General features: G+C 74.6%; 22 protein-coding genes and 1 pseudogene. 6 read left to right on the top strand and 17 right to left on the bottom strand.

Features of this window, described 5'->3' with window-relative positions:
* Positions 1-20: 20 nt before the first annotated feature.
* From rfaE2 to NDAS_RS07795, 7 genes and pseudogenes are all read right to left on the bottom strand, one after another.
* Positions 21-1,407, bottom strand: a pseudogene (gene rfaE2, locus NDAS_RS07825) (D-glycero-beta-D-manno-heptose 1-phosphate adenylyltransferase).
* Positions 1,404-1,994, bottom strand: a complete 591-nt coding sequence (locus NDAS_RS07820; protein WP_013152610.1) for a D-sedoheptulose-7-phosphate isomerase — start codon at positions 1,992-1,994, stop codon at positions 1,404-1,406. The pseudogene rfaE2 and the gene NDAS_RS07820 overlap by 4 nt, the downstream one beginning before the upstream one ends.
* A complete protein-coding gene (locus NDAS_RS07815) occupies positions 1,994-3,256 on the bottom strand; it encodes a glycosyltransferase (protein WP_013152609.1) in 1,263 nt (420 codons plus the stop codon). The genes NDAS_RS07820 and NDAS_RS07815 overlap by 1 nt, the downstream gene beginning before the upstream one ends.
* The gene (locus NDAS_RS07810; RefSeq protein ID WP_013152608.1) at positions 3,253-4,305 is read right to left on the bottom strand and encodes a glycosyltransferase; all 1,053 of its coding nucleotides are present in this window, start codon (positions 4,303-4,305) and stop codon (positions 3,253-3,255) included. The genes NDAS_RS07815 and NDAS_RS07810 overlap by 4 nt, the downstream gene beginning before the upstream one ends.
* Positions 4,302-5,318 carry a glycosyltransferase family 9 protein gene (locus NDAS_RS07805; RefSeq protein ID WP_013152607.1) on the bottom strand — a complete coding sequence of 339 codons (1,017 nt, stop codon included), beginning with the start codon at positions 5,316-5,318 and terminating at the stop codon, positions 4,302-4,304. The genes NDAS_RS07810 and NDAS_RS07805 overlap by 4 nt, the downstream gene beginning before the upstream one ends.
* A complete protein-coding gene (locus tag NDAS_RS07800; protein WP_013152606.1) occupies positions 5,315-6,811 on the bottom strand; it encodes an HAD-IIIA family hydrolase in 1,497 nt (498 codons plus the stop codon). Before NDAS_RS07800 ends, NDAS_RS07805 begins: the two co-directional genes overlap by 4 nt.
* A complete protein-coding gene (locus tag NDAS_RS07795) occupies positions 6,808-8,463 on the bottom strand; it encodes a carbamoyltransferase family protein (protein WP_013152605.1) in 1,656 nt (551 codons plus the stop codon). Before NDAS_RS07795 ends, NDAS_RS07800 begins: the two co-directional genes overlap by 4 nt.
* A 274-nt stretch (positions 8,464-8,737) precedes the next feature.
* On the opposite strand from NDAS_RS07795, the gene NDAS_RS07790 reads away from it, so the two are divergent.
* On the top strand, positions 8,738-9,160 hold the full coding sequence (locus tag NDAS_RS07790; RefSeq protein ID WP_013152604.1) for a CBS domain-containing protein: 423 nt from the start codon (positions 8,738-8,740) through the stop codon (positions 9,158-9,160).
* 8 nt (positions 9,161-9,168) lie between these two features.
* Positions 9,169-10,245: a glycosyltransferase family 9 protein gene (locus tag NDAS_RS07785; RefSeq protein ID WP_013152603.1), complete on the top strand. Its 1,077-nt coding sequence runs from the start codon at positions 9,169-9,171 to the stop codon at positions 10,243-10,245.
* A gap of 112 nt (positions 10,246-10,357) precedes the next feature.
* Here NDAS_RS07785 and NDAS_RS07780 read toward each other — a convergent pair whose 3' ends face one another.
* A complete protein-coding gene (locus NDAS_RS07780) occupies positions 10,358-10,966 on the bottom strand; it encodes a helix-turn-helix domain-containing protein (RefSeq protein ID WP_013152602.1) in 609 nt (202 codons plus the stop codon).
* Between the two features lie 66 nt (positions 10,967-11,032).
* On the opposite strand from NDAS_RS07780, the gene NDAS_RS07775 reads away from it, so the two are divergent.
* The 3 genes from NDAS_RS07775 to NDAS_RS07765 all read left to right on the top strand — a co-directional run bounded on the left by NDAS_RS07775 (position 11,033) and on the right by NDAS_RS07765 (position 14,284).
* On the top strand, positions 11,033-12,067 hold the full coding sequence (locus NDAS_RS07775; RefSeq protein WP_041552553.1) for an NAD(P)/FAD-dependent oxidoreductase: 1,035 nt from the start codon (positions 11,033-11,035) through the stop codon (positions 12,065-12,067).
* Positions 12,068-12,295: 228 nt separating this feature from the next.
* Complete coding sequence (locus NDAS_RS07770; RefSeq protein ID WP_013152600.1) at positions 12,296-12,775, top strand: MarR family winged helix-turn-helix transcriptional regulator; 480 nt, start codon at positions 12,296-12,298, stop codon at positions 12,773-12,775.
* 234 nt (positions 12,776-13,009) lie between these two features.
* On the top strand, positions 13,010-14,284 hold the full coding sequence (locus NDAS_RS07765; RefSeq protein WP_013152599.1) for an MFS transporter: 1,275 nt from the start codon (positions 13,010-13,012) through the stop codon (positions 14,282-14,284).
* Positions 14,285-14,291: 7 nt separating this feature from the next.
* On the opposite strand, the gene NDAS_RS07760 is transcribed toward NDAS_RS07765, so the two are convergent.
* Complete coding sequence (locus NDAS_RS07760) at positions 14,292-15,044, bottom strand: class I SAM-dependent methyltransferase (protein WP_013152598.1); 753 nt, start codon at positions 15,042-15,044, stop codon at positions 14,292-14,294.
* Between the two features lie 160 nt (positions 15,045-15,204).
* Here NDAS_RS07760 and NDAS_RS07755 point away from each other — a divergent pair, with 160 nt between their 5' ends.
* The gene (locus tag NDAS_RS07755; protein ID WP_013152597.1) at positions 15,205-15,663 is read left to right on the top strand and encodes a hypothetical protein; all 459 of its coding nucleotides are present in this window, start codon (positions 15,205-15,207) and stop codon (positions 15,661-15,663) included.
* A gap of 12 nt (positions 15,664-15,675) precedes the next feature.
* Here NDAS_RS07755 and NDAS_RS07750 read toward each other — a convergent pair whose 3' ends face one another.
* The 8 genes from NDAS_RS07750 to NDAS_RS07715 all read right to left on the bottom strand — a co-directional run bounded on the left by NDAS_RS07750 (position 15,676) and on the right by NDAS_RS07715 (position 24,947).
* Positions 15,676-18,054 carry a lysylphosphatidylglycerol synthase transmembrane domain-containing protein gene (locus NDAS_RS07750; protein WP_013152596.1) on the bottom strand — a complete coding sequence of 793 codons (2,379 nt, stop codon included), beginning with the start codon at positions 18,052-18,054 and terminating at the stop codon, positions 15,676-15,678.
* A 184-nt stretch (positions 18,055-18,238) separates the two neighbouring features.
* Positions 18,239-18,904: a TetR/AcrR family transcriptional regulator gene (locus NDAS_RS07745; RefSeq protein WP_013152595.1), complete on the bottom strand. Its 666-nt coding sequence runs from the start codon at positions 18,902-18,904 to the stop codon at positions 18,239-18,241.
* Between the two features lie 184 nt (positions 18,905-19,088).
* Positions 19,089-19,259: a 50S ribosomal protein L32 gene (gene rpmF / locus NDAS_RS07740; protein ID WP_013152594.1), complete on the bottom strand. Its 171-nt coding sequence runs from the start codon at positions 19,257-19,259 to the stop codon at positions 19,089-19,091.
* Between the two features lie 67 nt (positions 19,260-19,326).
* Positions 19,327-19,575 carry a type B 50S ribosomal protein L31 gene (locus tag NDAS_RS07735; protein ID WP_013152593.1) on the bottom strand — a complete coding sequence of 83 codons (249 nt, stop codon included), beginning with the start codon at positions 19,573-19,575 and terminating at the stop codon, positions 19,327-19,329.
* Positions 19,576-19,735: 160 nt separating this feature from the next.
* The gene (rpmG, locus tag NDAS_RS07730; protein WP_013152592.1) at positions 19,736-19,900 is read right to left on the bottom strand and encodes a 50S ribosomal protein L33; all 165 of its coding nucleotides are present in this window, start codon (positions 19,898-19,900) and stop codon (positions 19,736-19,738) included.
* 369 nt (positions 19,901-20,269) lie between these two features.
* On the bottom strand, positions 20,270-22,051 hold the full coding sequence (locus tag NDAS_RS07725; RefSeq protein ID WP_013152591.1) for an ABC transporter ATP-binding protein: 1,782 nt from the start codon (positions 22,049-22,051) through the stop codon (positions 20,270-20,272).
* A gap of 45 nt (positions 22,052-22,096) precedes the next feature.
* The gene (locus NDAS_RS07720) at positions 22,097-23,110 is read right to left on the bottom strand and encodes an ABC transporter permease (protein WP_013152590.1); all 1,014 of its coding nucleotides are present in this window, start codon (positions 23,108-23,110) and stop codon (positions 22,097-22,099) included.
* Positions 23,111-23,198: 88 nt separating this feature from the next.
* Entirely contained in the window at positions 23,199-24,947 is a 1,749-nt protein-coding gene (locus tag NDAS_RS07715) for an ABC transporter substrate-binding protein (protein ID WP_041552548.1), read from the bottom strand.
* Positions 24,948-24,973: the final 26 nt, after the last annotated feature.

Below are 24,973 nucleotides of genomic sequence, written 5' to 3'. Positions count from 1 at the left end.
GGCGTCCGGTCCCGGGGCCCTCAGCGGGCGGGTACCCCGTCGCGGCCCCGGCCGCGGATGCGGGTGAACAGCCCGGTCGTGGAGTGGCCGGGCACGAGGGGCACGGTGACCACCTCCCCCCCCGGCCCTCCGCACGACGGGCGTCTCGGGCAGGTCCTCCACCTCGTAGTCGCCGCCCTTGACCCACACGTCGGGCCGCAGCTCCTCCAGGGCGCGCACGGGCGTGTCCTCGTCGAAGACGACCACCTCGTCCACGCAGTCGAGCGCGCCCAGCACGCGGGCGCGGTCCTGTTCGGCGACCACCGGACGGCCGCTGCCCTTGAGCGCGCGCACGGAGGCGTCGCTGTTGAGCAGGACCACGAGGCGGTCGCCCAGGGCGCGGGCGCGGCGCAGCAGGTCGACGTGGCCCGCGTGCAGGACGTCGAAGCAGCCGCCGGTCGCCACGACCCTCTCCGCCCGGCCGCCCTCGCCCGCGCGGGGGCCGGGCACCGCGGCGGCGCGCGCCCGCCCGGCGGCGGTGCTCGGGGCGGCGTAGGCCGAGGCCCCGCCCCCGGCGACGAAGGCCGAGGCGGAGGCGACCCCGCGTCGGACGGCGTCGCGTACGTCGTCGCCGTCGGCGAGCGCCGTGGCGCAGGCGGCGGCGAAGGCGTCCCCGGCGCCGCAGGTGTCGGTCGGCGCGTCGACGGGTGTGCCCGGCAGGAGGGCGCACCCGCCCCCGGCGTCCGACCAGGCGGCGCCGCGCGCGCCGAGGGTGACGGCCACCGAGTGCACGTCCCACGCCCCGGCCAGCTCACCGGCCCGGCGCAGGGCCCGCTCGCCGGTCCCCCCGGCGACCCCGGCCTCGGCGGCGTTGGGCGTGGCCAGGCGGGTTCCGGGCACGGGGTCGGCGCCGCGCGGGTGCGGGTCCCACACGAGCGGGACGCCGCGCCGCGCGCAGGCCGCCAGGGCCCGGCGTACGGCGCGCTGGCGGGTGAGCCCGTGCCCGTAGTCGGCCACGAGCACGGCCGCCGCCCCGGCCAGGGCCTCGGCGACGTCCTCGGCGCGGGCGTCGAGTTCCACGCCCTCGCACCCCTGGTCCAGACGGGCCACGGTGCGGCCGTTGGCCTGGACCCGGGTCTTGGTGGGCGTGTGCTCCATCAGGGGCAGCCCCACCAGCCGCACGCCCTCCCCCACGAGCGCGGCCAGTTCGTCGGCGGCCGCGTCGCGGCCCACGGCGGTCACCAGGACCACGTCGCGGCCGTCCTGCCGGGCGCGGCGGGCGGCCAGGGCCGCGCCTCCGGGCCGGTACCAGGGCTCGGGCTCCTCCAGCACGGGCGCGGGCACGTCGGGGCAGTCGCGCCGGGACACGCCGCGCAGGTCCACGTCGAGCAGGGCGTCGCCGACCACCACCACGGTTCCCCCACTCATGTGGCCGCCCTCCCCTCGGGGACGAAGACCCCGTGCGCGCGGGCGGCGACCTCGGCGTCCACCGCGGCGCAGAACACGTGGACCAGTGCCAGGTGGACCTCCTGCACGGTGGAGGTGCTGGGCGCGGGGACGGAGACCGTCTCCTCGCTGAGCGACTCCAGGGCGCTGGGTCCGGGGCCCGTCAGGGACCAGCAGGTGACGCCGAGTTCCCGCGCGGCCTTGGCCGCGGCGACGACGTTCTCGCTGTTGCCGCTGGTGGACAGGCACACCAGCAGGTCGCCCGGGCGGGCGTGGGCGCGCAGCTGGCGCGCGTAGACCTGGTGGTAGCCGTAGTCGTTGGCGATGGCGGTGACGCTGGAGGTCTCCGCGTGCAGCGCGATGGCCGACAGGGGCTCGCGCTCGTCCTCGAAGCGTCCGGTCAGTTCGGCCGTCAGGTGCTGGGCCTCGGCCGCGCTGCCGCCGTTGCCGCAGGCGAACAGGCGCTGCCCCCCGCTCAGGGCGCGCGCGGCGCGGCGTCCCCACTCCTCGACCAGGGCCGCGTCCGTGCCGTCCAGCGCGGAGCTGAGCTGTCTCAGGTGGGTGTGCATCACTCCTCGCCTCCCCCGGTGGTGGTGGCGACCGGCGTGCTGAGCCCCGCGCGGGGCGCGGGGACGGCCGCACCGGTCGCGGTCGTGGTCACGTGCAGGTAGCACTCCTCGGTGCGCCGGGCCACCTCCGCCCACGAGTAGTGGTCGCGCGCCCGCTCGGCCGCGGCGTCGGCGAAGGAGATCCTGGTCGCCTCGTCCGAGAGCAGCCAGCGCACGGCGCGGCCCAGCCGCTCGGGCGACCTGGCCGGGACGAGGAGCCCGGTCTCCCCGTGCACGACGGTGTCGACGTGGCCGCCCACGCGGGAGGCGACCACGGGGACACCGCAGGCCATCGCCTCGACGGTGGAGATCCCGAACGGCTCGTACCAGGGCACGTTGACGGCCACGTCGGCCGACCTGAGCAGGGCGGGGACCTCAGCGCGGTCCACGCAGCCCAGGAAGCGGACCCTGTCGTCCACGCCCGCGCGCTCGGCGGCCATGCGCAGCCGTACCGCCTCGGGCTGGGTCCACAGGCGTTCGCGGGCGGTTCCTCCGGCGATGACCAGTTCGGCCTCGGGCACCTCGGCCAGCGCGCGGATCACCGTGTCCACGCCCTTGCGCCTGACCAGGCGGCCCAGGCTGAGCAGGCGCGGGCGGTCGCCGCGCTCGGCGGCGGGACCCTCGGCGGTGAAGCGCGAGGTGTCCACGCCGCAGGGCACCACGGCCACGCGCGCGGGCGGGATCCCCCACTCGGCGAGTTCGCGCCGCTCCTCGGTGGAGGTGGCCACGACCATGTCGCACTGACCGGCCACGGCGCGTTCGGTCGGGACGCGCTCGGCGGGGCTGGTGTCGTCCGTGCCCTGGTGGCGGCGCTTGACGGTGCCCAGGGCGTGGAAGGTCTGCAACACGGGCAGGCCCAGGGCGCCGGCCGCCCGCAGGGAGGCGAAACCGCTCATCCAGAAGTGGGCGTGGACGACGTCGGGCCGTTGGACGCGCCAGGCCGCCCGCAGCCGCTGCGCGAACTCGGGCATGTACTGGGGCAGCTCGTCCTTGCTGATCGGGGCCGCCGGTCCGGCGCGCACGTGCTCCACGCGCACGCCCGGGCCCAGGGAGACGCTGTCGGGCCGCTCGGCGTCGGTGCGGCGCGTGTGGACCACGACCTCGTGTCCGCGCGCGGCGAGCGCCGCGGCCAGCTCGGCCACGTGGACGTTCTGGCCGCCCGCGTCCTCTCCGGTGATCGCCGCCAGCGGGCTGGCGTGTTCGGAGACCATGGCGATCCTCATGACGTCACCTCCTGTAGCACCCGGTCCCAGTCGTCGAGGAACCTGGTGAGCCCGTAGCGGCGCAGTGCCGCCGCACGGGCGGCCTTGCCGGTGCGAAGGGCGAGGTCGCGATCCTCATGGAACGCGCGCAGCGCCTCCGCGAGTACTCGGGGGTCGGTCGAGACGGTGCCCGCCTCGGGCGGTACGGCCTCGTAGGCCTCGGTCGTGCCCAGGGCGGCCACGGGCAGGCCCAGCATCATCGCCTCGATGAGGGACAGGCCGAGCGAGGTCCACCGCAGCGGGTGGGCGTAGGCGCGGCGGCGGGCCAGTTCGTCGTGCATGGCGTCCTGGGGCAGGTCCTCGTGGGCGCGCAGCCGCGAGGGCGCCAGCCCGAGGTGCTCGGAGATCCCGGCCACGCCCATGCCGAACAGGTCCAGGGGCACGCTCCCGGCGAGCGCGGGCAGCAGGTCGGTGCCGGTGAAGCGCCAGCGGCGCAGGGGCTCGTTGAGCACCACGCCCGTGCGGAGGACCTCGCCGGTGTAGCGGTACCCGGGGTCGGGCACGCCGTGTTCGACCACGCGGGTGGGCGCGCGCCCGCAGTCCCAGAACAGGTCGTTGAAGTGGGTGACGTGGACGACGGGGATGTCGTCGCGGTCGGCGACGGGGTGCCGGGTGACCGGCACGTCCCGGCGCGGGGTGTTGTGCTCGACGTAGACGGCGGGCACGTCCCGGCCCGGCACGCGGCCCAGGAGCTCCTCGGCCAGGGCGATCTCGTGCGGTCGCTGGAGGACCACCAGGTCGGGTTCGCTGTCGCGCACCGCCCCAAGGGGCAGCTCCTCGGCGTTGGCGGGCCAGTCCCAGGTGCGGGCGCGGCCCCGCCCGTCGGGCCCCCGGTCCGGGGTCACCGGCAGCAGGCAGGTGTGCCCGCCGTGGACGAACGCGGTCGTCCACGAGCCGTGGACGTGCCAGAGCAGGATCCGCAGCACGCGCGCGGGCGTCCGGGCCCGGCCCTGCGCCATGCCCCGGGGTGCGTGCGCCGGGATCGTGGGCGTCGGGTGGTGGATGGTCATCGTGCCCCCAGGAGTTCGTCGACGGCGGTCAGGACGTCGTCGGAGGAGACGGAGTTCAGGCAGGGATGGCCGGGTACGGGGCAGACCCGGGCCCGGGTGTCGGCGCAGGGCGCGAGCTGGTCACCCAGGACGCGGACCGCGGTGCCGTGGGGCGCCCACGCGGAGGCGGGCACGACCGGGGAGAAGAGCGAGACCACGGGTGTGCCGACGGCGGCGGCCAGGTGGGCGGGGCCGGTGTTGCCCGAGACCAGGACGGCGGCGCGGTCGAGCACGTCGGCCAGTTCGGTGACGGTGGTGCGCCCGGCCAGGTCCGCCGCGCCGTGCGCGGCGACCTCGCGGGCCATCTCGGCCTCCCCGGCGGTGCCGGTGACCAGGACCCGGTGGCCGCGTTCGGCCAGCGCGGCGACGGTCTTGGCGGCCAGGGCGGGCGGCAGCTCCCGGGAGGGGGCGTCCGCGCCGACGTGGACCACCGCGTACCCGTCGGGCCCGGTCAGCTCCCGGGTGTCGGGCAGCGGGCGGCGCACGGCCAGGCGTCCGTCGTCGCCGGGGGGCGGCGGGTACCCGGCCGCGCGTGCCAGGGACAGCATCCGCTCGGCCTCGGGGATCGCGTGGGCCACGTGGTGGCGCACGTCGAGCAGGCTGCCCGGGTAGTCCTCGCTGACGGCCGAGACGCGGGGCACCCCGGCCATGCGCAGGAGCAGGGCCAGCGGCAGCGGCGACTGGTGGAAGGAGGTCAGGATCACGGCGGCGTCCGCGCCGAGGCCGGACAGGCGTTCCACGAGGCGGGTGACGTCGGCGGCGTCCACCGGCGGCGGGTCGGCGGCGATCCAGGGCGCGCACCAGGTCAGGACGCCGTCCACACCCGGCAGCGTCGCGGCGGTCTCCGCGCCACGGGGTCCGGCGAGGTAGACGACCCGGTCGGCTCCGTGGGCGACGGCGCGCACGGCCGGTCCGGACAGCAGGACGTCCCCCATGCTGTCCAGGCGCGCCACGATCACGGTTCCCCCGCTCACGAAGCGTCCCTTCCGAGCAGGCGCAGGACGGCGGCCTCCAGGTCGGGCGCGGTCTCGGGCGCGGAACGGCACTCGGCGTCCAGGGTGGCGGCGGTGGGCACGAGCACCCCGCGCGCGCCCGCGGCCCGCGCGGCGTCCACGTCGGCGCCGATGTCGCCGACCAGTGCGCAGCGGGAGGGCGGCAGGCCCAGTTCGGCCGCGGCGGAGCGGACCATGCCGGGCGCGGGCTTGCGGCATCCGCAGCCGTCCTCCTCGCCGTGCGGGCACACGCGCCACACGTCGAAGGGGCCCAGCAGTTCCTCCACGCGTCGGTTGACCGCGTCCACCTGGTCGCGGGTGATCAGTCCGCGGGCGATGCCCGACTGGTTGCTGACCACCCCGACGGCGAGTCCGGCGCCGCGGGCCAGGGCGAGCGCCCGTTCGGCCGAGGGCGTGGGGCGCACCTTGTCGGGGTCGCCGTTGTAGGGGACGTCCTCGACCAGGGTGCCGTCCCTGTCGAACAGCACGGCCGCCACCCCCGGGGCGGGCCGCGCCCCGGCGTGGCGGATCTCGCCGCGCAGCCGCTGCCAGCAGGCCAGGGGCGGGATGAGCGCGCTGGTCACCAGCATGTCGGTGACCTCGTCGCGGGTGGCGGGTCCGCCTCGGATCCGGCGCCGGGCGAACGCGGCGGTGCGCGCGGTCCACAGCGCGGCGCACGCGGCGGCCGCGGCGCGGCGCCCGGTCAGGGCCGCCCCAGCGGCGCCCAGCAGGGCGGCCGTGGTGAGGACGTGCCCGCGCAGCCCGCCGGGGCCCTCCCCGACCCGGTTGCGCCAGCCGCGCCCGTGCAGGCGGTCCATCAGCGCGTTGTCGGCGTTGCCGCGCTGGGCGGCCAGGCTCGCCCAGCGCCCGCCGCTGCGCAGCGGGTGCACGCACTCGCGTTCGCCGGGCACGAGGACGAACCCGGCGCCCACGACCCGCAGGGCCAGGTCGGTGTCCTCGCGGTAGGCGCGCGGGAAGCGGGCGTCGAAGCCGCCGACCGCCTCCAGGGCGCTCCTGCGGTAGGCCATGTCGGCGGTGATCCAGCGTGCGCCCTCCAGGGCCAGGGTGGCCCGTTCGGCGTCCGTGGGCCGGTGCCCGCGCGGGCGGGGCACGGTGATGCGGCCCTGGCTGGCGCCCACCTCGGCGGGCAGGTCGGCCAGGTCGGCGCGAAGGCGCCGCGGCCAGTCCGCGGGCGGGGCCACGTCGTCGTCCAGGAAGGCGATCCACTCGGTGGCGCAGGCGTGCCACCCGGCCTGGCGGGCGGCTGCGGGGCCGCCTCCCCCGGTGCGCAGGACGCGCACCCGGGCGTGGTCGGTCCCGGGCAGCGGCTCGGTGTCGTCCGGCGGCCGGTCGTCCACGACGACGACCTCCTCGGGCGCCTCCCGCGGCGGTGCGTCCAGAAGCGGTTCCAGAACGCGGGGCAGGGTGTCGCGCCCCATGGTGGGCACGACCACGGAGTAGCGGGGAGCGCTCACCGGTGCGCCCCCTCGCCCGCGCGGCGGCGCACGACGAACGGGCCGATGGCCAGCAGGTCCACGGGCGCGGACCCGAAGCACTCCAGGGCGTCGCGCGGGGAGTCGACCATGGGCCGCCCGGCGGTGTTGAGGCTGGTGTTGACCAGGACCGGCAGGCCGCTGCGCCGTTCGAAGCGGTCCAGCAGGCGCGCGGTGAGCGGGTCGTCCCGCTCGGCCACGGTCTGGACGCGGGCCGTGCCGTCCACGTGCACCACGGCGGGCAGGCGGTCGCGCCAGTCGGGGTGCACCTCGTGGACGAAGAGCATGTAGGGGCTGGGCAGGGGCCCGCCCGAGAAGATCTCCGACGCCCTGTGCTCGGCCACCATCGGCGCGACGGGGCGGAACTGCTCGCGCCCCTTGACCCGGTTGAGCCGTTCGAGGTTGTCGGGGTTGGACGGGTTGGCGAGCAGGGACCGGTGTCCCAGCGCTCGGGGCCCGTACTCCGCGGCGCCCTGGAACCAGGCCACCAGCGCGTCCCGCTCCAGGGCCTCGGCCACGGTGTCGGCCAGGTCGTCGGGGCGCTCGAAGGCGACGTCGGCCTCGCGCAGGATCGCGTGCAGCTCGTCCTCGTCCCAGGAGCGGCCCAGGGCGGCCCCGGGCATGGGCGCCACGTCCTCCACGAGCGAGGCCGCGTGCAGGGCGCCGCCGAGCGCGGTGCCCGCGTCTCCGGAGGCGGGCTGCACCCAGACGCTCGCGAAGGGCCCCTCTCGGACGATGCGGCTGTTGGCGACGCAGTTGAGCGCGACCCCGCCCGCCATCGTCAGGTGCGGGCGGCCGGTCCGCTCGTGCAGCCAGCCGACGACGGCCAGGAGGGTCTCCTCCATGGCGGCCTGCACGCTGGCGGCCAGGTTCGCGTGCTCCTTGGAGGGCTCCTGCCCCGGCTCGCACGGGTCGGTGAGGGAGTTCCAGTCCAGGCCCGAGGCGCGGACCAGGCCGTCGCCCTCGTAGCGCACGCACTTGCGGACCGCGTCGAGCATGGTGGGCTCGCCGTAGGAGGCCAGGGCCATCACCTTGTACTCGTCGCTGGAGCGGTGGAAGCCCACGTGTTCGGTCAGCTCCTCGTAGACCAGCCCCAGGGACTCGGGCAGCGGCTGGCGGACCAGCACGTCCAGCTTCCCGCCGGTGTAGACGCCCGCCATGTGCGAGGTGCTCTCGCCGCGGCCGTCGGCCACGAACACCGCGCACTCGCCGCCTCCGGACTCGGGCGGGGCGGCGAGTCCGGCGGAGGCCGCGTGCGCGACGTGGTGGGGGACGTAGGTGACCTTGGCCGGGTCCAGGCCCGGCAGCGCGGTGGCCAGGAAGTGCGGCGCGCGCTCGACGTAGAACAGGCGCAGGCGTTCCCAGCCGCGGTCCTGTCCGGGCCCGTCGGGGTCGGCCAGCGCGGGGTCGTAGGAGTAGGTGACCGCGTCCAGGTCGTCGGGGCGCAGCCCCGCGCGCTCCAGGCACCAGCGCATCGCCTGCTCCGGAAGCTCCCACGTGGAGAAGGGGACCGCGGCCTTGCCGTGCTTGCGCCGCGAGAACCGTTCCTCCTCCGCCGCCGCGACCGTACGGCCGTCGACGACGATCGCCGCCGCCGGGTCGTGGAAGACGGCGTTGACACCGAGGACACGCATGTAACCGCTCCCTCCTCAGGCCCGGTCTGCGACTCAGACGCCGAGCGCACCCACTCGACTACCAGCAGCAGCGACGCCTAAACATCGGCCACAGGCGAACCGGAACCCGCTCACCAGCACCGACGCGCGCGTGGAAACCGCTCCGTGCCCGCCGCCCGCGCACCCGCGGTCCGCCCCGCGGCGGCGGGGGAGCCGTCATGTTTGCCCCCACGGTTGCGGGCTATGGGACCGGTGAGAACGGAAGAGGCACGACCGGCACGAAAGGAGCAGGACCATGGTGGTGCGAACCATCGACCAGGTGATGAGCAGCCCGGTCCGCACGGTCTCGCCGGACACGTCCCTGCGTGAGGCCGCGGAGATCATGCGCGACGCCGACGTGGGCGACGTCGTCGTGACCCGGGACAGGCAGATCATGGGCATCCTGACCGACCGCGACATCGTGGTGCGCTGCGTGGCCGAGGGCGGCGACCCGAGCGAGCACAGCGTCGGCGACGTGTGCAGCTCGGAGGTGGCCACCGTGCCGCCGCAGAGCGGGATCGCCGACGCGGTGCACGTCATGCGCACCAGCGCGGTGCGCCGCCTTCCCGTCGTGGACGGCGACCGCGTCGTGGGCGTGGTGTCCATGGGCGACCTGGCGCGGGCCGTGGACGAGGACTCGGCGCTGGCCGACGTCAGCGCCGCCGACCCCAACCGCTGAGGTATCCGGTGGAACCGGTGGGAGAGAACCCGGGCCCCGGCCACGGGGGCCCGGACGGGGGCCGGGTCCCCGGCACGGGAGGGCGGCCGACCCTGCTGGCGCTGCGGGCGCTGGGGCTGGGCGACTTCGCCACGGCCGTTCCCGCGCTGCGCGCGCTGGAGCGGGCGCTGCCGTCCTGGCGGCGCACCCTGGCGGGCCCCTCCTGGTACCGGCACCTGGTCGCGCTGGCCGGGCTGGACTGGGAGGTCCTGCCGACCGAGCCGCTGCGCGCGCCCGACACGCGCTCTCCGGACCTGGCGGTCAACCTGCACGGCCGGGGGCCGCAGAGCACCGCGGCCCTGGCGGCGCTGACGCCGGAGCGGCTGTGGACGCACGGCCACCCGTCCGCCCCGCAGTGGCCGGGCCCGGAGTGGCCCGAGGGGGTCCACGACGCCGAGATCTGGTGCCGCCTGCTGCTCGCGCACGGTGTGGCGGCCGACCCGGACGACCTGCGGTGGCCGGACCCGTCGCGGGGGCGGGGCGCGGTGGTCGAGGGGGACACCGCGATCGTCCACCCGGGGGCCGCCTCCGGGTCGCGGCGCTGGCCCCCGGAGCGTTTCGCGCGCGTGGCGGGGGCCCTGGCGGCCTCGGGGCTGCGGGTGCTGGTGACCGGCTCGCCGAACGAGACCGCGCTGGCCGAGCGGGTGGCCGAGGCCGCCGGGCTCGGCGGTCGGGCGGTGCTGGCCGGGCGCACCTCCCTGGACCTGCTGGCGCGGCTGGTCGGCGAGGCTCGGCTGGTGGTGTGCGGGGACACCGGGGTCGGTCACCTGGCCACGGCCTACGGCACGCCGTCGGTGCGCCTGTTCGGGCCGGTCTCCCCGCGGCTGTGGGGCCCGCGGGTGGACCGGGACGTCCACGTGTGCCTGTGGGCGGGTCGCCTGGGCGATCCGCACGCCGCCGCACTGGACCCGGGACTGGACGAGATCGGCGTGGAGGAGGTCGTCGCCGCGTGCCGGAGCGTGTGCGCCTCCGACCGCCCCACCGCCGAACAGGCGGTCCCCGGCTCCCGAGCGCCGACCCCCTGCCCGAAAGCGTGGACGATGTGACGCACGGGAGTTCCGCAGCGGTGGCCCTGCCCCCGAGGGCGCTGTCAGCGGTCCACCGCGCCTCTGGGAGCAGGACCGCCCCTGGTGGGCGCGGGTCGGCGCGCCCTCCCGGTCACGCGTCGGCGTCGCCGGACGCGTTCTCCGTCTTGGGGCGGGCGCGCAGGTGCGCGCGCTCCCCCTGTCTGCCGAACAGGCTGAGGAACTCGACCGCCTCGGTGTCGGCGGAGCCGAACCAGTGCGGCACGCGGGTGTCGAACTCGGCCGCCTCCCCCGGGGCGAGCACCAGGTCGTGCTCGCCCAGCACGACCCGCAGCCGACCGTTGAGGACGTAGAGCCACTCGTAGCCCTCGTGGGTCTGCGGGTCGGGCCGGCTCGGCCGGTCGCGGCCCGGGATCACCAGCTTGTACGCCTGGATGCCGCCGGGGCGGCGGGTCAGGGGCAGCATGGTCATGCCGTGGCGGTTGACCGGACGCAGGTGGATGCGCGGGTCGCCGGTGGGCGGCGCGTCCACGAGTTCGTCGAGGGTGACCCCGTACGCCCTGGCCAGCGGAAACAGCAGTTCGAGGGTGGGTCGGCGAGAACCCGACTCCAGCCGGGACAGCGTGCTCACCGAGATGCCGGTCGCCGCCGACAGGTCGGTCAGCGTGGTCTCCTTCTGCTTGCGCAGTGCGCGCAGCCGGGGTCCGACCGCGTCGAGCGCCTGGTCGAGGTCGTGTTCCATGCCGCCATTTTGCCATAACGGCAACAAAGATTGCGCGAACCGGCGAGGGGGTCGCATGGTGGGGGCATGGAGGTGATCGCGGTGAACGATCAGTTGGAGAACGGCTACGACGCGGTGGTGGTCGGCGGTGGCGCCGCCGGACTGAACGGCGCCCTCATGCTGGCCCGGGCGCGGCGCTCGGTGGCGGTGCTCGACTCGGGCGCCCCGCGCAACGCGCCCGCGTCGGGCGTGCACGGGCTGCTGGCCCGGGAGGGCATGTCCCCGGCCGAACTGCTGGAGCGGGGCCGGGCGGAGGTGCGCGGCTACGGCGGCCACGTGAACACAGGGGAGGTCACGGCTGTGACCCGCGACGGCGGCGGGTTCCGGGTGGAACTGGCCGACGGCCGCGGCGTACACGCGCGCCGGGTCCTGGTGACCACCGGGCTTGTGGACGAACTACCGGATGTGGCGGGCGTGCGGGAGCAGTGGGGCGCGGGCGTGGTGCACTGCCCGTACTGCCACGGCTGGGAGGCGCGCGACCGGGCCATCGGCGTGCTGGCCAGCGGTCCGATGGCGGTGCACCAGGCGCTGCTGTTCCGCCAGTGGAGCGAGGACGTCACGCTCTTCACCCACACCACGCCCTCACCGGGCGAGGAGGACGCCGAGAAGCTGGCCGCCCGCGGCATCCGCGTGGTGGAGGGTCCGGTGGCCTCCCTGGAGACCGCCGACGGCCGGATCACGGGGCTGCGGCTCGCGGACGGCACGGTGGTCGACCGGGAGGTGGTGGCCGTCGGAACGCGGATGGTGGCACGCGCCTCCTTCCTGGAGACGCTCGGCCTGCGGGCGCGGGAGCATCCGATGGGGGTCGGCGAGTACGTCCCCACCGACGAGAACGGCCGCACCGAGGTGCCCGGGGTGTGGGCCGCGGGCAACGTCACCGACCTGACCGCCCAGGTCGGCGCGTCGGCGGCCTCGGGCGCCGCCGCCGGGGCCCAGATCAACGCCGACCTGGTCAACGAGGACACCCGCCGGGCGGTCGCCGCCCGCCGCGACGCCTTCTCGGCCGAGTCCGAGGCGCGTGTGGGCGAGCTGGTCGCGGGCGAGGGCCGCCACGGTCTGTGAGCTCCGGGAAGGGGGCGGCGCGTCCGGGCGTGTGGACAGGGCCTGGTCGCCTCCGACCCCGGGACCGGGACTGCCGACCACGGCGGCCGTGAGGCCGCCCCCGCACGGCTCCGTGGCGCGGGCACGCAGGCGCCCGTGACCGCTGTTCCCCGCGGCGTACCGCGCCGCGGGGAACAGCGCCCGTCCCACGGCGGAGCACGCCGGCCGAAGATGCCCTAGCCTTGCGGCGTGCACCACGACGACGAGCACACCGAAAACGCGGACGCCGGGGACGGCCGGGGCCCCGATGTCGCCCACCTCCTGGTCCGCCTCCTCAACATCAGCCAGCGGATCGGGCGCTACGCCGCGCACGAGACCGGTGAGCGCACGTCCCCGGCGACATGGCGCGCGCTGAGCGTGCTCCAGGAGAAGGGGCCGCTGCGGCTGGGCGTCCTGGCCGAGCACTGCCGGGTCAGGCAGCCGACCATGACGGTGATCGTGGAGTCGCTGCTCTCCTCCGGGTACGTGGCGCGCAGTCCCGACCCCGACGACCGGCGGGCCCAGCTGCACGAGCTGACCCTGGCGGGCGCGGCGGCGCTGGAGGACTGGCGGCAACGGATCGGCGACGCGCTGGAGCCGCTGTTCTCCGACCTGTCCGCGCGCGAGCGGGAGCTGCTGTCGGAGTCGGTGCGGCTGCTGGACGAGCGGCTGCGCCGCGGCGGGGCCTGAGCGGGCGGTTCCGTTCCCGGAGCCCGGTCACACCCTCGGCTCGCACCGCCCTCGCGCCCGCCGCCCACGTGCCCTCCCGCGGTTTCGGTGATCGACGCCTCGCCTCCTTCGGGCCCCTCGCGTGCCGGTCGGGAATGCGCGGGGATTAACATAGGTTACCTATGTGAATGAGGGCCCCGACCGGATCGGCCGCCGTCCTCCCCACCATCAGCGACGACAGGGAGCAGCGAGAACATGGTGGCGAAGACCGACACCCCGCGTACAGCACCGCCCGGAGGCGCGGACCAGGGACACGCGCCGGAGGGTTCCATCCTCCGGCAGCCGCGCGCCGTGTGGGCCGTGGCGTTCGCCTGCGTGATCGCCTTCATGGGCATCGGCCTGGTCGACCCGATCCTGCCCGCGATCTCCCGCAGCCTGGAGGCCACGCAGACCCAGACCTCGCTGCTGTTCACCAGCTACCTGCTGGTCACCGGCCTGGCCATGCTCGTCACCAGCTGGGTGTCGAGCCGCCTGGGCGCCAAGCGCACCCTGCTGGTCGGCCTGGCGCTGATCGTGGTCTTCGCCGCCGCGGCCGGGGCCAGCGGCAGCGTCGAGTCCGTCATCGGCTTCCGGGCCGGGTGGGGACTGGGCAACGCGTTCTTCATCTCCACCGCCCTGGCCACCATCGTCGGCGCCGCCAGCGGCGGGGCCTCCTCCGCGATCGTGCTCTACGAGGCGGCGCTGGGCCTGGGCATCGCCGCGGGCCCGCTCCTGGGCGGACTGCTCGGCAGCGTCAGCTGGCGCGGCCCCTTCTTCGGTACCGCCGCGCTGATGGCGGTCGGGTTCGTCGCGATCGCCGTCCTGCTCAGGAGCGACGCCGCGGAGCGGACCGCGCCGGTGCCGCTGTCGGCCCCGTTCGCGGCGCTGCGCGTCCCGGGCATCCTGGTGCTGGCCCTGGCCGCGCTGTTCTACAACATCGGGTTCTTCGCCCTGCTGGCCTACACGCCCTTCCCGCTGGGGCTGGACGAGATGGGCCTGGGGTTCACCTTCTTCGGCTGGGGCCTGGCGGTCGCCGTGACCTCGGTCTTCGTGGCTCCGGTGCTCACCCGCCGGTGGCCGCGCACGCGGGTGCTGTGGGCGACCCTGCTCCTGCTGGCCGCGGACCTGGTCGCCGCGGGCGCGCTCATCTCGTCCACGGCGGGGCTGATCACCGCCATCGTGCTGGGCGGCCTGCTGCTGGGCGTGCTCAACACGGTGCTGACCGAGTGCGTGATGGAGGCCAGCGACCTGCCGCGTTCGGTGGCGTCCTCGTCCTACTCGGCGGTGCGCTTCCTCGGCGGCGCCGCCGCTCCCCCGGCCGCCTCCGCGCTCGCCGCGGCCCTGTCCCCCGGCGCGCCGATGTACGCGGCGGCGGTGTCCGTGGCGCTGGCCGCGGGGATCGTGCTCCTGGGCCGCGGGGCGCTGCGCAGGGTGGACAACGGCCCCGAGTCCGCCCGGGCCGAGGCCGAGGCGATCACGCTGGGCGAGTGAGCGCCGGTCAGCGCCGGGCCGCCTCGACGAGGAAGCGGTCCACCGTGCACGTGAGCGGGATCCCCCGCGCCATGTCCCGGTGCAGCCGCAGCAGCGGCCCGCGGTGGGTGTGCGCGTCGAAGCCCGGCACCTGCCACGGCACCATGCGCAGGTAGGACACGAGCGCGCCCACGTCGTGGAAGCGGCGCAGGGTCCGGGCCCGGCGGGCGCGGGTGACGGCCAGGCCCGCCCCCTCCAGGCCCGCGACCGCCGCGTCGAGGTTCCAGCGTGCGTCCCGGTCCGGGGGCGGCCCCTCCAGGAGGGCGCTGAGTTCGTACCCGTCGTCTCCGCCGACCTGCTGGGTGACGAAGACCCCGCCGGGGGCCAGGACCCGGGCGACCTCGGCGGGGTCGTAGGCCTCGTGGCGGTCGAGCACCGCGCCGAACTCCCCGGAGGGCAGGGGCAGACTCCCGTCGGGCCCCGGCTCCACCACGTCCACCGCCAGGGCCGCGAGCCTGCGGCGCGCGACGGGCACGTTCGGCGGCCACCCCTCGGTGGCCCGGGAGCCGGGCGGCAGCGGCGCCAGTGAGGAGAGGAACTCTCCGCCCCCGGTGCCCAGGTCCAGGACGGGCGCCCGCACGGTACGCACGAGCCGCCCGGCGCGCTCCCCGTAGGACCAGGGCAGCGGGTCCTCGACCACCCTCCCGTCCAGGAAACGGAAGTCCCACCCGGAGGTCGGCCGCCGGACGGCCTCCTCCACCAGGTCGTCGAAGTCTCGCACGGGTTCCCGCCTCCTCGTCGTCATCCGGCCATTGTGCGCACCCGGCGGGGCGGGCTCAACCGGTTAACGACGGGGCGCGGCCCCGGGTACGACCACGGGCGTACACGGTCGATACCGAACGCGGATGTGCTGGCGCGGCGGTCTCCCTAGGGTCGTGGGCATGACCGCACAGAAACGCTCCGCCCTCGGCCTGCCCTGGACCGTCATCGCCCTGCTGGCCCTGCTCGCGGCGCCCCGCGTGATCCTGCACGACCTCGGCGTCATCCAGGAGGGAACGCTCGTCAACGCCCTGTTCGTGTTCGTCCCCCCGCTCGTGTGGGTGGCGGTGGCCGTCCTGGCCCGGGCGCCGAACCCGTTCCTGACGCTGTTGGCGGTCGGCCTGCTCTACGGCGTCCTCCTCGCCCTGGGGCACCAGCTGCTGTGGAACACCGCCTGGGAGGGCGGTCCCCCCAGGCTCGGCGGCAACCTCGGCGACCTGCCGCCCCTCGCGCACGCGGTCGTCATCCGCGGCTTCGCGGTGGTGAGCAGCCTCCTCACCGGGGCGGCCGTCGGCGCCGTCACCGGTCTGGTCGCCTGGGGGATCGGCAGGCTCGTGCCCGCCCGCTCCGGCGTCTCCTGAAGCCCGGCCCGCTCAGATGGCCTCGCGGCGCTGGAGGTAGGAGAAGGCCCCCCAGCCCGGCAGGACCGGCAGCCAGAAGGTCAGCAGCCGGAACAGCAGCACCGCGGGCAGCGCGACGGCGGCGGGGACGCCCGCCACGGTGGTCAGGCCGCCGATCAGGGCGGCCTCCACCGCACCCAGGCCGCCGGGCGTGGGCGCGGCCGAGCCGATGGCGTTGCCCGCCAGGAACACCACCGCGACCGCCACCAGGCTCACCTGGGCGCCCGGGTCGGCGAAGGCCAGGACCGAGAACTGCAGGCACAGCACGAACGCCGCGGTGATCAGCAGCGTTCCGCCGAAGCCGAGCAGCAGGCTGGACGGGCTCTGGAGCATGTCCAGCAGCCGCGGCAGCACCCCGCGCAGGTAGGGCCGGATCCGGGCGCCGAGGGCGTGCCGCAGCCGGGGCAGCAGCAGGACCACCCCCACCACGGCCGTTCCGGCGACACTGATCACGACGACGGTCGGGGAGGGCGTGAACCCGGTCCAGTACGAGGTGCCGGTGAGGTAGGCGCACACCAGCAGCAGCGGCACGTGCACCAGGAACCCGACCAGCTGGGTGAGGCCCACCGCGGACAGGGCCAGGGAGGTCGAGACCCCCTCCCTGGTGACGAACCGGGTGTTGATCGCGAGCGACCCCAGCCCGGCGGGGGCGGCGATGCGCACGAACGACCCCGCGTACTGGACCATGACGGTGCGCCACCACGGCAGCGGCACGGGCACGAAGCCGATGAGGATCATCGCGGCGGAGAGCGTGCACACCACCGACGCGGCGAGCGCGGCCAGCGTCCACACCGGGTCGGCCCGGCCGATGGCGGTGAAGTCCACGCCGGTGAGCTGGTACAGCAGCACCAGGCCGACGACGGTGGCGACGATGACGCTGACCACGGTGCGCGGACGCATGCGCTCCAGGCGGGCGGGTTCGGAGGGCGCCTCCGGGGCGATGCGCACCACGCGCTCGCGCAGCCTGGCCAGGAGCCCGCGGTCCCCGCGCAGCCCCCTGCGCAGCGCGTAGGGCAGGCCTGCGGGTTGCAGGAAGGGCAGGACCGCGGCCGTGGCGGTCACGCCCAGCGCGCGCACCGCCGAGTCCACGGCGCGCCCGGACCCCACCCGCATGGCCAGCAGGGTGAGCATGGCGGCCTGGTCCAGCCAGACCTGGAGCTGGGGGGCGGCCACGCCGCCGCGGTCCAGGCCGGTGAGCAGGACCGCCGCTTCACGAGAGGCCGCCGGGACCGGCGGGACCGCGGTTTCGGAGGTGCCTGCCGAGGTGGCGGCGTCTGCCGGTTCTGATGCGCCCTCGGGGACGGAGGCGCTGGCAGGGTCGCAGGGCTGGTCCAGGACACCGACGGTGGCGCCGTTGACGTTGCCGTGGACGAGCCGGTGGCGGTGCAGCAGTCCGAGTTCGCGCCAGCACAGGTCGATCAGCTCGTCGGTGAGCTCCTCGTCGTCGAGCGCGTCCAGCGCGCGGAAGGCGGGCAGCTCGCGGACCAGCAGGACGGTGCCGGGCCCGAGTTCGCCGACGGCCAGGACCCGGGGGACGGCGGCCCCCGCCTGCCGGGCGGAGAAGCTCATCAGAGCGGCGTGCTCGGCGCGGCGGCGCACGCCGTAGAGCATCCGGGGCGCCACGGGACCGCGCAGGAACAGCAGGTCGCGCAGGCGCCGCCAGAACCCGGCGGTGTTCTCGGAGCTGAGCACGACCAGTTCCACCCGGCGGCCGTCGTCGAGTTCGGCCAGGTGGCGGGGGTTGCCCTCCTCGTCGTCGTCCGCGCGGGAGACGCCGGTGGCGGCCAGCCCGAACCGGCGCAGCTCGGCGTCCAGTCCGTTGTCGGTCTGCGGCGGCGGCCTCTCCCCCAGCGCGTACCGGACCAGGGCGGCGCAGGTGAGGCCGACCAGGACGGTCAGGACGAGGGCGAGGAGGCTGGTGACCCCGGCCAGCAGGGCGCAGACCGCGACGGTGGTGTTGCCCGCCCACAGGATCGAGCGGACCCGCGGCAGCCCGGTGGGCATGGTGCGGATGAAGGCCAGGACGGCGGCCACGTAGCCGAGGGTGGCGCTGGTGAACACGTCGTCGGGGGCGAGCGCGTCGGGGAACCGCTCCGGGCCGATCAGCGCGAAGAGGGTGGCGTTGATCAGCGAGGCGAGTGTGTAGGCGGCGATTCCGGCGGCGACCGGCCGGACCAGGGAGCGCAGCCGCCCGGTGAACAGCGTGCGCAGGACGACGTAGCTGACCAGGACGATCAGCAGGAGGTTGGCGCCCGCGGCGACGAGCAGGAGCAGGCCGGAGGGCAGCAGCGCGCGGAGCCGGTCGGGATCGGTCCCCTCCACACCGTCGGTGACCACGCGGACGGCGATCATGATCGCCGCCACCACGATCAGGCCGACCGTTCCCGTGAGGAGGTCGACGGGCCTGCGCGGGGCTCTCGGTGTCCGTGGGTCCGGCGGGGGGATCTCGTCGGTTCGCGTTGTCACACCCTTAAGACTGCCCGAATCCGAGGGGGCCGGGGGCCAGGGGCGGTGCGTTTCGCGGGAGCGTCCGCGCTCAGCCCGTGGAGAGGTCGGGGATCTGGTCCAGCCCGATCTCGGGGGCGGCTGGCAGGGGGCGGCGCCGTTCCGTGTTCTCGAAGGACTGGAGGAGGTAGGCCACCAGGCGGCGGGAGGAGGCGGCGGCCGCCTCCGGCGGGCCGGAGGCGGCCCCGCAGTTGGCCAGGAACACCAGCGTGAGGTCGGCGAGCGCGAAGTCGGGGCGCAGCCGCCCGGCCGCCTTGGCCCGGCGGATGAGTTCGGTGAGGCCGCGTTCGGCGCGCTCGCGCTTCTCCTCGAAGGGGACCGCGCCGGGGAAGGTGGTGAGGAACGCGCCGGTGAAGCCCCGGTCGGCGGCCTGCATCGCGCACACCCGCTCGACCACCGAGCAGAAGCCCCGCCAGGGGTCCGGGTCGGCGAGGCCGTCGTCCACCAGGGAGGCGCAGGCCGTCAGCTGGTCGGCGAACACCTCGGTGACCAGGGCCTCGCGGGTGGGGAAGCGGCGGTAGAGGGTGGCGACCCCCACTCCGGCGCGGCGGGCGATGGCCGACATCGGCACGTCGATCCCGCGTTCGGCGAAGGCCGCGCGGGCCGCCTCGACGATGCGGTGGCGGTTGTGCAGCGCGTCGGCGCGCAGCCCCGGGGCGTCGCCGCCGGGCGCGGTAGGGGGCGTTCGGGCTGGCATGCCCACCACCCTACGGCGCTCGGCCGCCCCGCCCGGCTGCTCGCCTGCGGTGCCCGCACCGCCGCGCGCCGGGCGGGAGGGGGTCCCGGCGCGCGGCGGTGCGGGCGGACGCGCGGCGGCGTCCGCGGTGCCCGGGCCCGGTGTCGCGGCCGGACCGGGGGCCGGCGGGCCGTGCCGGGTCCGGCTACTCGGGCGGCGCGAGCAGTCCGCGCTCGTAGGCGCGGACGAGGTTGCGCGGCACGAGGTACTCGCGGCCGCGGATGTGGACGCGCACCAGGTCGGGGGTGGCGGCCTTCCACTGGGAACGGCGCGTGCGGGTGTTGGACCGCGACATCCTGCGCTTGGGTACGGCCATGGGACCTCTGCCTTCTTCTCGGGTGGTCGGGGGCGGGGCGACGGGCCCCGCCTCGCGCTCGTGTCGGTCAGCCCTTGCGCTGGTAGCGGCGCTGGAAGCGCTCCACGCGGCCCGCCGTGTCCACCACGCGGGCGTTGCCCGTGTAGAAGGGGTGGCTGGCACTGGAGATCTCGACGTCGATCAGCGGGTAGGTGCGGCCGTCGCTCCACTCGATGGTCTTGTCGCTGGTGGCGGTGGACCTGGTGAGGAAGGAGAAGTCGGCCGCGCGGTCGCGGAAGACGACCGGGTGGTAGTCGGGGTGGATTCCCTGCTTCATGTGTGCCCCCTTGGGGTGGTCGTTGGGCGCGGCGGTCCGCCTGCTCGGCGGCGCGCGACGGGGCGGCGCCCGTCGGGGTCGGCGGCACCGCCGCCGGTCGGGGCGCCGGTCAGCCGGGGCCCGGCCTTTCCGGGAACGGGCGGCCGGGGCGCGGCCCGGCTCAGCGCTCCTCGCGGAACTCGACGTGGCGGCGCACGCGCGGGTCGTACTTCTTCAGGGTGAGCCGGTCGGGCGTGTTGCGCCGGTTCTTGCGGGTGACGTAGGTGAAGCCCGTCCCCGCGGTGGACTTGAGCTTGATGATCGGCCGGATCTCGTTGCGTGCCATGGATGCCTCCTCAGGGTTCCCACGCGTTACAAGTCAATGATAACCGTTTTCATTCCCGATTCGGCCGGGTCATCTCTCCCCTGTGGACGACCCCCGCCCGACGGCGTTCAGCCGCCGGAACCGCCGCGGACCGGACGCCCGTACTGGCGGTCCCCCGCCGCGCACGGGCGCGCCCGCCGCGACGGGTCCAGCACCCGGCTCGGCGCGCGGCCCGGCGGGCCAACGCGCGGCCCGGCACTGTCATCGGCGCCCCCCGTCCCGGACACGCGAAACGCCGGTGCCGCCGCGGGGTTCCGCGGCGGCACCGGCGCTGGGTCGTTCTGCCGGTCGGCTACCGGTCCGTCAGGACCGTTGAGCCCGTGAGGAGCGTCAGGCGACGGCCTTGCCCTCGGCGCGCTTCTCCACGCGCCCGGCGCGCAGACGGCGGGCCTCGTCGGGGTCCAGGACCGGAGCGGCCGTCAGCAACTGGCGGGTGTAGTCGCTGGCGGGGTTCTCGTACACCGCGTCGCTGTCACCCATCTCCACCACCTCACCCGCACGCATCACCGCGACCCGGTCACTCACCTGACGCACCACCGCCAGATCATGGGCCACGAAGATATAGGTCAACCCGAAGTCGTCCTGCAACTCCGACAGCAACCGCAGCACCTGGTCCTGCGTGGACACGTCCAGCGCCGACACCGGCTCGTCGCAGATGATCAGCTTCGGCTTGAGGATCAACGCCCGCGCGATCGCGATCCGCTGACGCTGACCACCCGAGAACGCGTGCGGGAACCGGTTGTAGTGGCCCGGCTCCAGCCCCACCCGCTCCAACAGCTCCTGCACCTGACGGCGCACCTTCTTGCCGTCCCTCTCCCCCTGCACCCGCAACGCGGTCCCGATCGCGTCGCCCACGGTCACCCGCGGGTTGAGCGAGGAGTAGGGGTTCTGGAAGACCATCTGCACGTCCCGGCGCAGCGGACGCAAGGCCCGCTCGGGCATGTGGGTGATGTCGCGGCCCTCGAACTCCACCCGGCCCCGCGTGGGCTCCAGCAGACGCATCACCATCCGCGAGAGCGTGGACTTGCCCGACCCCGACTCGCCCACGATGCCCAGGGTCTCGCCGCGGTGCAGGTCGAAGGAGACCCCCTTGACCGCCCAGAAGTCCGTGGCCTTGCCCCAGGTGCCGCCGCGCACCTTGAACCGCTGCGCCACGTCCTCCACCCGCAGGAGCGGGGTCTCCTCGGAGGAGCCCTCGCCGCCGGCGGAGGGGGTGAAGGCCGCGAACTGGCCCGGCTCGGTGACCCTGCCCTCGCGCTTGTCGCGCTCGACCCGGTCGGCCCGGTCCTGGGCCCGCCGCTGGGCGCGGGAGACCTCCACGCGCGGCACGGCGGCCAGGAGCCCCTGGGTGTAGGGGTGCTCGGGCTCGGAGAGGACCTTGCGCACGTCGCCGCGCTCGACCGCGACGCCGTGGCGCATGACCACGACCTCGTCCACCGAACCCGCCACCACCGCCAGGTCGTGCGAGACCAGGATCAGGCCCATGCCCAGGTCGCGGCGCAGCTCGTCCAGCAGGTCCAGGACCTGGGCCTGCACCGTCACGTCCAGGGCGGTGGTGGGCTCGTCGGCCAGCAGCACCTTGGGCTCGCACATCAGCCCCATGGCGATGACCACGCGCTGGCGCATGCCACCGGAGAACTCGTGCGGGTAGGAGTTGATCCGCTTGGCGGGCTCGGGGATGCCCACCCGCTCCAGCGACTCCACCGCGCGGGCGTGCGCCTCGGCCTTGGTGGCCTTGGGCCGGTGGATGCGGTAGGCCTCGATCAGCTGGTTGCCGATCGTGTACTGCGGGTGCAGCGACTGCATGGGGTCCTGGAAGACCATGGCGATGTCGTTGCCGCGCATCCGCCGCAGCCTCTTGTCCGAGGCGCTGACCACGTCCTGGCCCGCGACCTCGATGGAGCCGGTGATCTTCGCCTTGCTGCCCCGGTGCAGGCCCATGAGGGCCAGCGAGGTCACGCTCTTGCCCGAGCCCGACTCGCCCACGATGCCCAGGGCACCGCCCGCGGGCACCTCGAAGGACAGCCCTTTCACCGCGTGGACGTCGCCGTCCATGGTCGGGAACGTCACCCGCAGGTCGTCCACGCGGACGACGGGGTCGGTCGAGGCCATGTCACTTTCCTTCGTTAGAGCTGCTCTGTTCAACGCTGTCGGTCGTCAGGCGGCGATGCGCACGCGCGGGTCGACGACCGGGTAGAGCAGGTCGACGATCAGGTTGCAGACGACGATGAAGACAGCGCCCATCAGGGTCACACCGAGCACCACGGGCAGGTCCTTGCCGATGATCGCGTCGATGGCGTAGGCGCCGATGCCGTTCAGGGAGAAGACCTTCTCCGTCAGGATCGCGCCGCCCAGGACCAGGCCGACGTCCAGGCCGAAGATGGTCACGATGGGCGTCAGCGTCGGGCGCAGCGCGTGCTTGAAGATCACGCGGCGCTCGCTCAGCCCCTTGGCGCGGGCGGTGCGGATGTAGTCCTCGCCCAGGACCTCCAGCATGCCCGCGCGCGTCTGGCGCGCGTACTGCGCCGCGTGCAGGAAGGCCAGGGTGACCCAGGGCAGGAACATCACCTGGAACCAGCCGACCGGGTCCTCGGTGAGGGGGACGTAGCGCGAGACCGGGAACAGCTCCCACTTGTGCACGAGGAAGGCCAGGGCGAGCAGACCGGTGAAGTAGATCGGCATGGACACGCCCACCAGGGCGGCGCTCATGGCGATGCGGTCGAAGATGCTGCCCTTCTTGACCGCCGAGAGGACGCCGACGGCCACGCCGCCGATGATCCAGATGACGGCCGCGCCCAGGGCCAGCGAGGCGGTGACCGGCAGGCGGTCGAGCAACTGGGGCAGCACGGGGCTGTTGGTGGTGAAGGAGTAACCCAGGCAGGGCGCCGCGCACTCCACCGTCTCCCGGCCGAAGGTGTACTCGGAGCCGAGGACCAGACCCTTGACGAAGTCCATGAACTGCACGGCGATGGGCTGGTCAAGGCCCAGGCGCGCCACCGTGGCGTCGAGCGCCTCGGGGGTGGGGGCCTTGCCCACGTACATCGCGGCCATACCGCGCGGGGTCACGCCGGCCCAACGGGGCAGGACGTAGAAGATCCAGAAGGTCACCGCCGTGACGACGGCGAGCAGCAGCAGTCCCGCACCCAGGCGGCGGAGAATATAGTTCAGCATCGCGGTCGGCGGCGGGGGTACCCACGGGGCCGTGGCACCCCCGCCGCCATCACCTGCCTTCTCGTACTAGTTCAGGCCGGTCGGAGCACTAACCCCGGTCCACGCCCAGGGCCATGAAGTCGTACATCGCGTACGAGGACGTGTAGTAGACGTTGGTCAGCTCGTCCGAGCGGTAGAACAGCGCGCGGTCGAAGACGACCGGCAGGATGGCCGCCTGCTCCATGACCAGGGTGTCGATCTGCTCGTAGATGCTGGCGCGCTCGTCCGGGTCCTCGGTGGCCAGCGCCTCGTCCCACAGGGCGTTGATCTCCGGGTCGTCGAGCTCGGAGGTGTTGTAGTTGCCCGTGGCCTGGATGGCGTCGCCGTCGGTGATCTTGGAGGCGAAGCCGTAGCCGGTGGCCCAGTCGGGGATCCAGCCGGAGACGCTCAGGCCGATGTTGTTCTCACGGACGTAGTCCTGCGAGCCCGCGTACTGGGCGAAGAAGTCCTCGGCCGGGAAGGTCTGGATGTCGACCTCGATGCCCACGCGCTTGAGGGACTCCTGGAGGGACTCCGCGGTGGCGATGTCGTTGGGACGGCCGTCGCGGACCGCGATGGTGGTGCTGAAGCCCTCGGCCTCGCCGCACTCCTCCAGCTTGGCCTCGGCGGCGGCCAGGTCGCCCTTGTCGTCGTCGGAGGGGTACAGGTCCGACTCCGGGTTCGAGCCCTGGATGGTCGGCGGGAGCAGGTTGGTGGCGATGTCGCCGCCGGTCTCGCCGCCCCAGGCGCGGTGCAGGCTGTCCCGGTCGGCCGCGTACATGATCGCCTGGCGGCAGGCCACGTCCTCGATGACCGGGGTGTGGATGTTGACGTAGCGCAGGGCGCCCGAGTACGGGTTGTCCAGGTTGGCCTGGGCGTCCTCGTCGGTGAGCAGGCTGCTCTTCATCGCCGGGCCGACGCCGACGCCGGACAGGTCGACGTCGAGGTCGCCGTTGACCAGGCGCTGGTCGATCTCGTCCTGGTCGATGCCGATCTGGACGGTGACCTCATCCGGCAGGGCCGGGCGGATCGGGTCGGTCTCGGCGTCCCAGTGCTCGTTGCGGACCAGGTTGAGCTGGACGCCGGGCTCGTAGTTGCCCTCGAACTTGTACGGGCCCGAGGAGAGGACCTTCTCCTTGTACAGCGCGCCGCGGTCGGCCTCCACGGGCACCGGGGCGGTCTGCGGCTGGGTCAGCACGTAGGGGAACTCGGAGAAGGGGTCCTTGAGGTGGAAGACCAGGGTGTAGTCGTCCGGGGTCTCGACCGCGGTGAAGGTCTCCAGCGGGTCGTCGACCTCGTAGACGTTGAAGGGCTCCTGGTCCAGGTGCGCCTCGAAGTAGCGCGGACCGTTGGGCAGCTCACCGCCGTTGTAGTTCGAGCGCGCGATGGCGTACTTGATGTCCTGCGCCGTGATCTCGGAGCCGTCCTCGTACTTGAGGCCCTCCTGGATCTTGATGGTCCACTCGGTGAAGTCCTCGTTGGGCTCGGGCATGCCAGCGGCCATGTCCGTGGTCAGCTCGGTGGACTCCTGGGCCGGCGCCGGGGTGAAGGCCAGCAGCGTACGGGCGTAGTAGCGGGTGAAGTTCCAGCTGAACCCGTAGTAGGTGTCGCCCGGGTCGGTGGAGTCGAAGTCCGAGGAGATGGCGTAGCGCAGGGTGCCGCCGGTCTGGTCGGACGCGTTGACGACCTCGGTCGAGCCCTGGTCGAAGGCGGCGTCGGACGCGGAGTCTCCGCCGTTGGAGCCACCGCCCCCGCACGCCGAAAGGAGGATGGAAGCCGCCGCGCCGAGCGCGACGAAGCCGAGGGTGCGTTTCCTCAAGGAACTGCCTCTCATGCGAACCTGAT

This window comes from Nocardiopsis dassonvillei subsp. dassonvillei DSM 43111, assembly GCF_000092985.1.
In the GTDB taxonomy this organism is placed as follows: Bacteria; Actinomycetota; Actinomycetes; order Streptosporangiales; family Streptosporangiaceae; genus Nocardiopsis; species Nocardiopsis dassonvillei.
The sequence above is the reverse complement of the archived record's forward strand: the minus strand, read 5'-3'. Positions and strand labels throughout refer to the sequence as shown.

Bases quoted from the DNA above. Each gene is read 5' to 3' on its own strand.
- NDAS_RS07820 (WP_013152610.1), bottom strand. From the start codon at position 1,994: ATGCACACCCACCTGAGACAGCTCAGCTCCGCGCTGGACGGCACGGAC.
- NDAS_RS07815 (WP_013152609.1), bottom strand. From the start codon at position 3,256: ATGAGGATCGCCATGGTCTCCGAACACGCCAGCCCGCTGGCGGCGATC.
- NDAS_RS07810 (WP_013152608.1), bottom strand. From the start codon at position 4,305: ATGACCATCCACCACCCGACGCCCACGATCCCGGCGCACGCACCCCGG.
- NDAS_RS07795 (WP_013152605.1), bottom strand. From the start codon at position 8,463: ATGCGTGTCCTCGGTGTCAACGCCGTCTTCCACGACCCGGCGGCGGCG.
- NDAS_RS07790 (WP_013152604.1), top strand. From the start codon at position 8,738: ATGGTGGTGCGAACCATCGACCAGGTGATGAGCAGCCCGGTCCGCACG.
- NDAS_RS07780 (WP_013152602.1), bottom strand. From the start codon at position 10,966: ATGGAACACGACCTCGACCAGGCGCTCGACGCGGTCGGACCCCGGCTG.
- NDAS_RS07775 (WP_041552553.1), top strand. From the start codon at position 11,033: ATGGAGGTGATCGCGGTGAACGATCAGTTGGAGAACGGCTACGACGCG.
- NDAS_RS07765 (WP_013152599.1), top strand. From the start codon at position 13,010: ATGGTGGCGAAGACCGACACCCCGCGTACAGCACCGCCCGGAGGCGCG.
- NDAS_RS07755 (WP_013152597.1), top strand. From the start codon at position 15,205: ATGACCGCACAGAAACGCTCCGCCCTCGGCCTGCCCTGGACCGTCATC.
- NDAS_RS07750 (WP_013152596.1), bottom strand. From the start codon at position 18,054: ATGATCGCCGTCCGCGTGGTCACCGACGGTGTGGAGGGGACCGATCCC.
- NDAS_RS07745 (WP_013152595.1), bottom strand. From the start codon at position 18,904: ATGCCAGCCCGAACGCCCCCTACCGCGCCCGGCGGCGACGCCCCGGGG.
- rpmF (WP_013152594.1), bottom strand. From the start codon at position 19,259: ATGGCCGTACCCAAGCGCAGGATGTCGCGGTCCAACACCCGCACGCGC.
- NDAS_RS07735 (WP_013152593.1), bottom strand. From the start codon at position 19,575: ATGAAGCAGGGAATCCACCCCGACTACCACCCGGTCGTCTTCCGCGAC.
- rpmG (WP_013152592.1), bottom strand. From the start codon at position 19,900: ATGGCACGCAACGAGATCCGGCCGATCATCAAGCTCAAGTCCACCGCG.
- NDAS_RS07725 (WP_013152591.1), bottom strand. From the start codon at position 22,051: ATGGCCTCGACCGACCCCGTCGTCCGCGTGGACGACCTGCGGGTGACG.
- NDAS_RS07720 (WP_013152590.1), bottom strand. From the start codon at position 23,110: ATGCTGAACTATATTCTCCGCCGCCTGGGTGCGGGACTGCTGCTGCTC.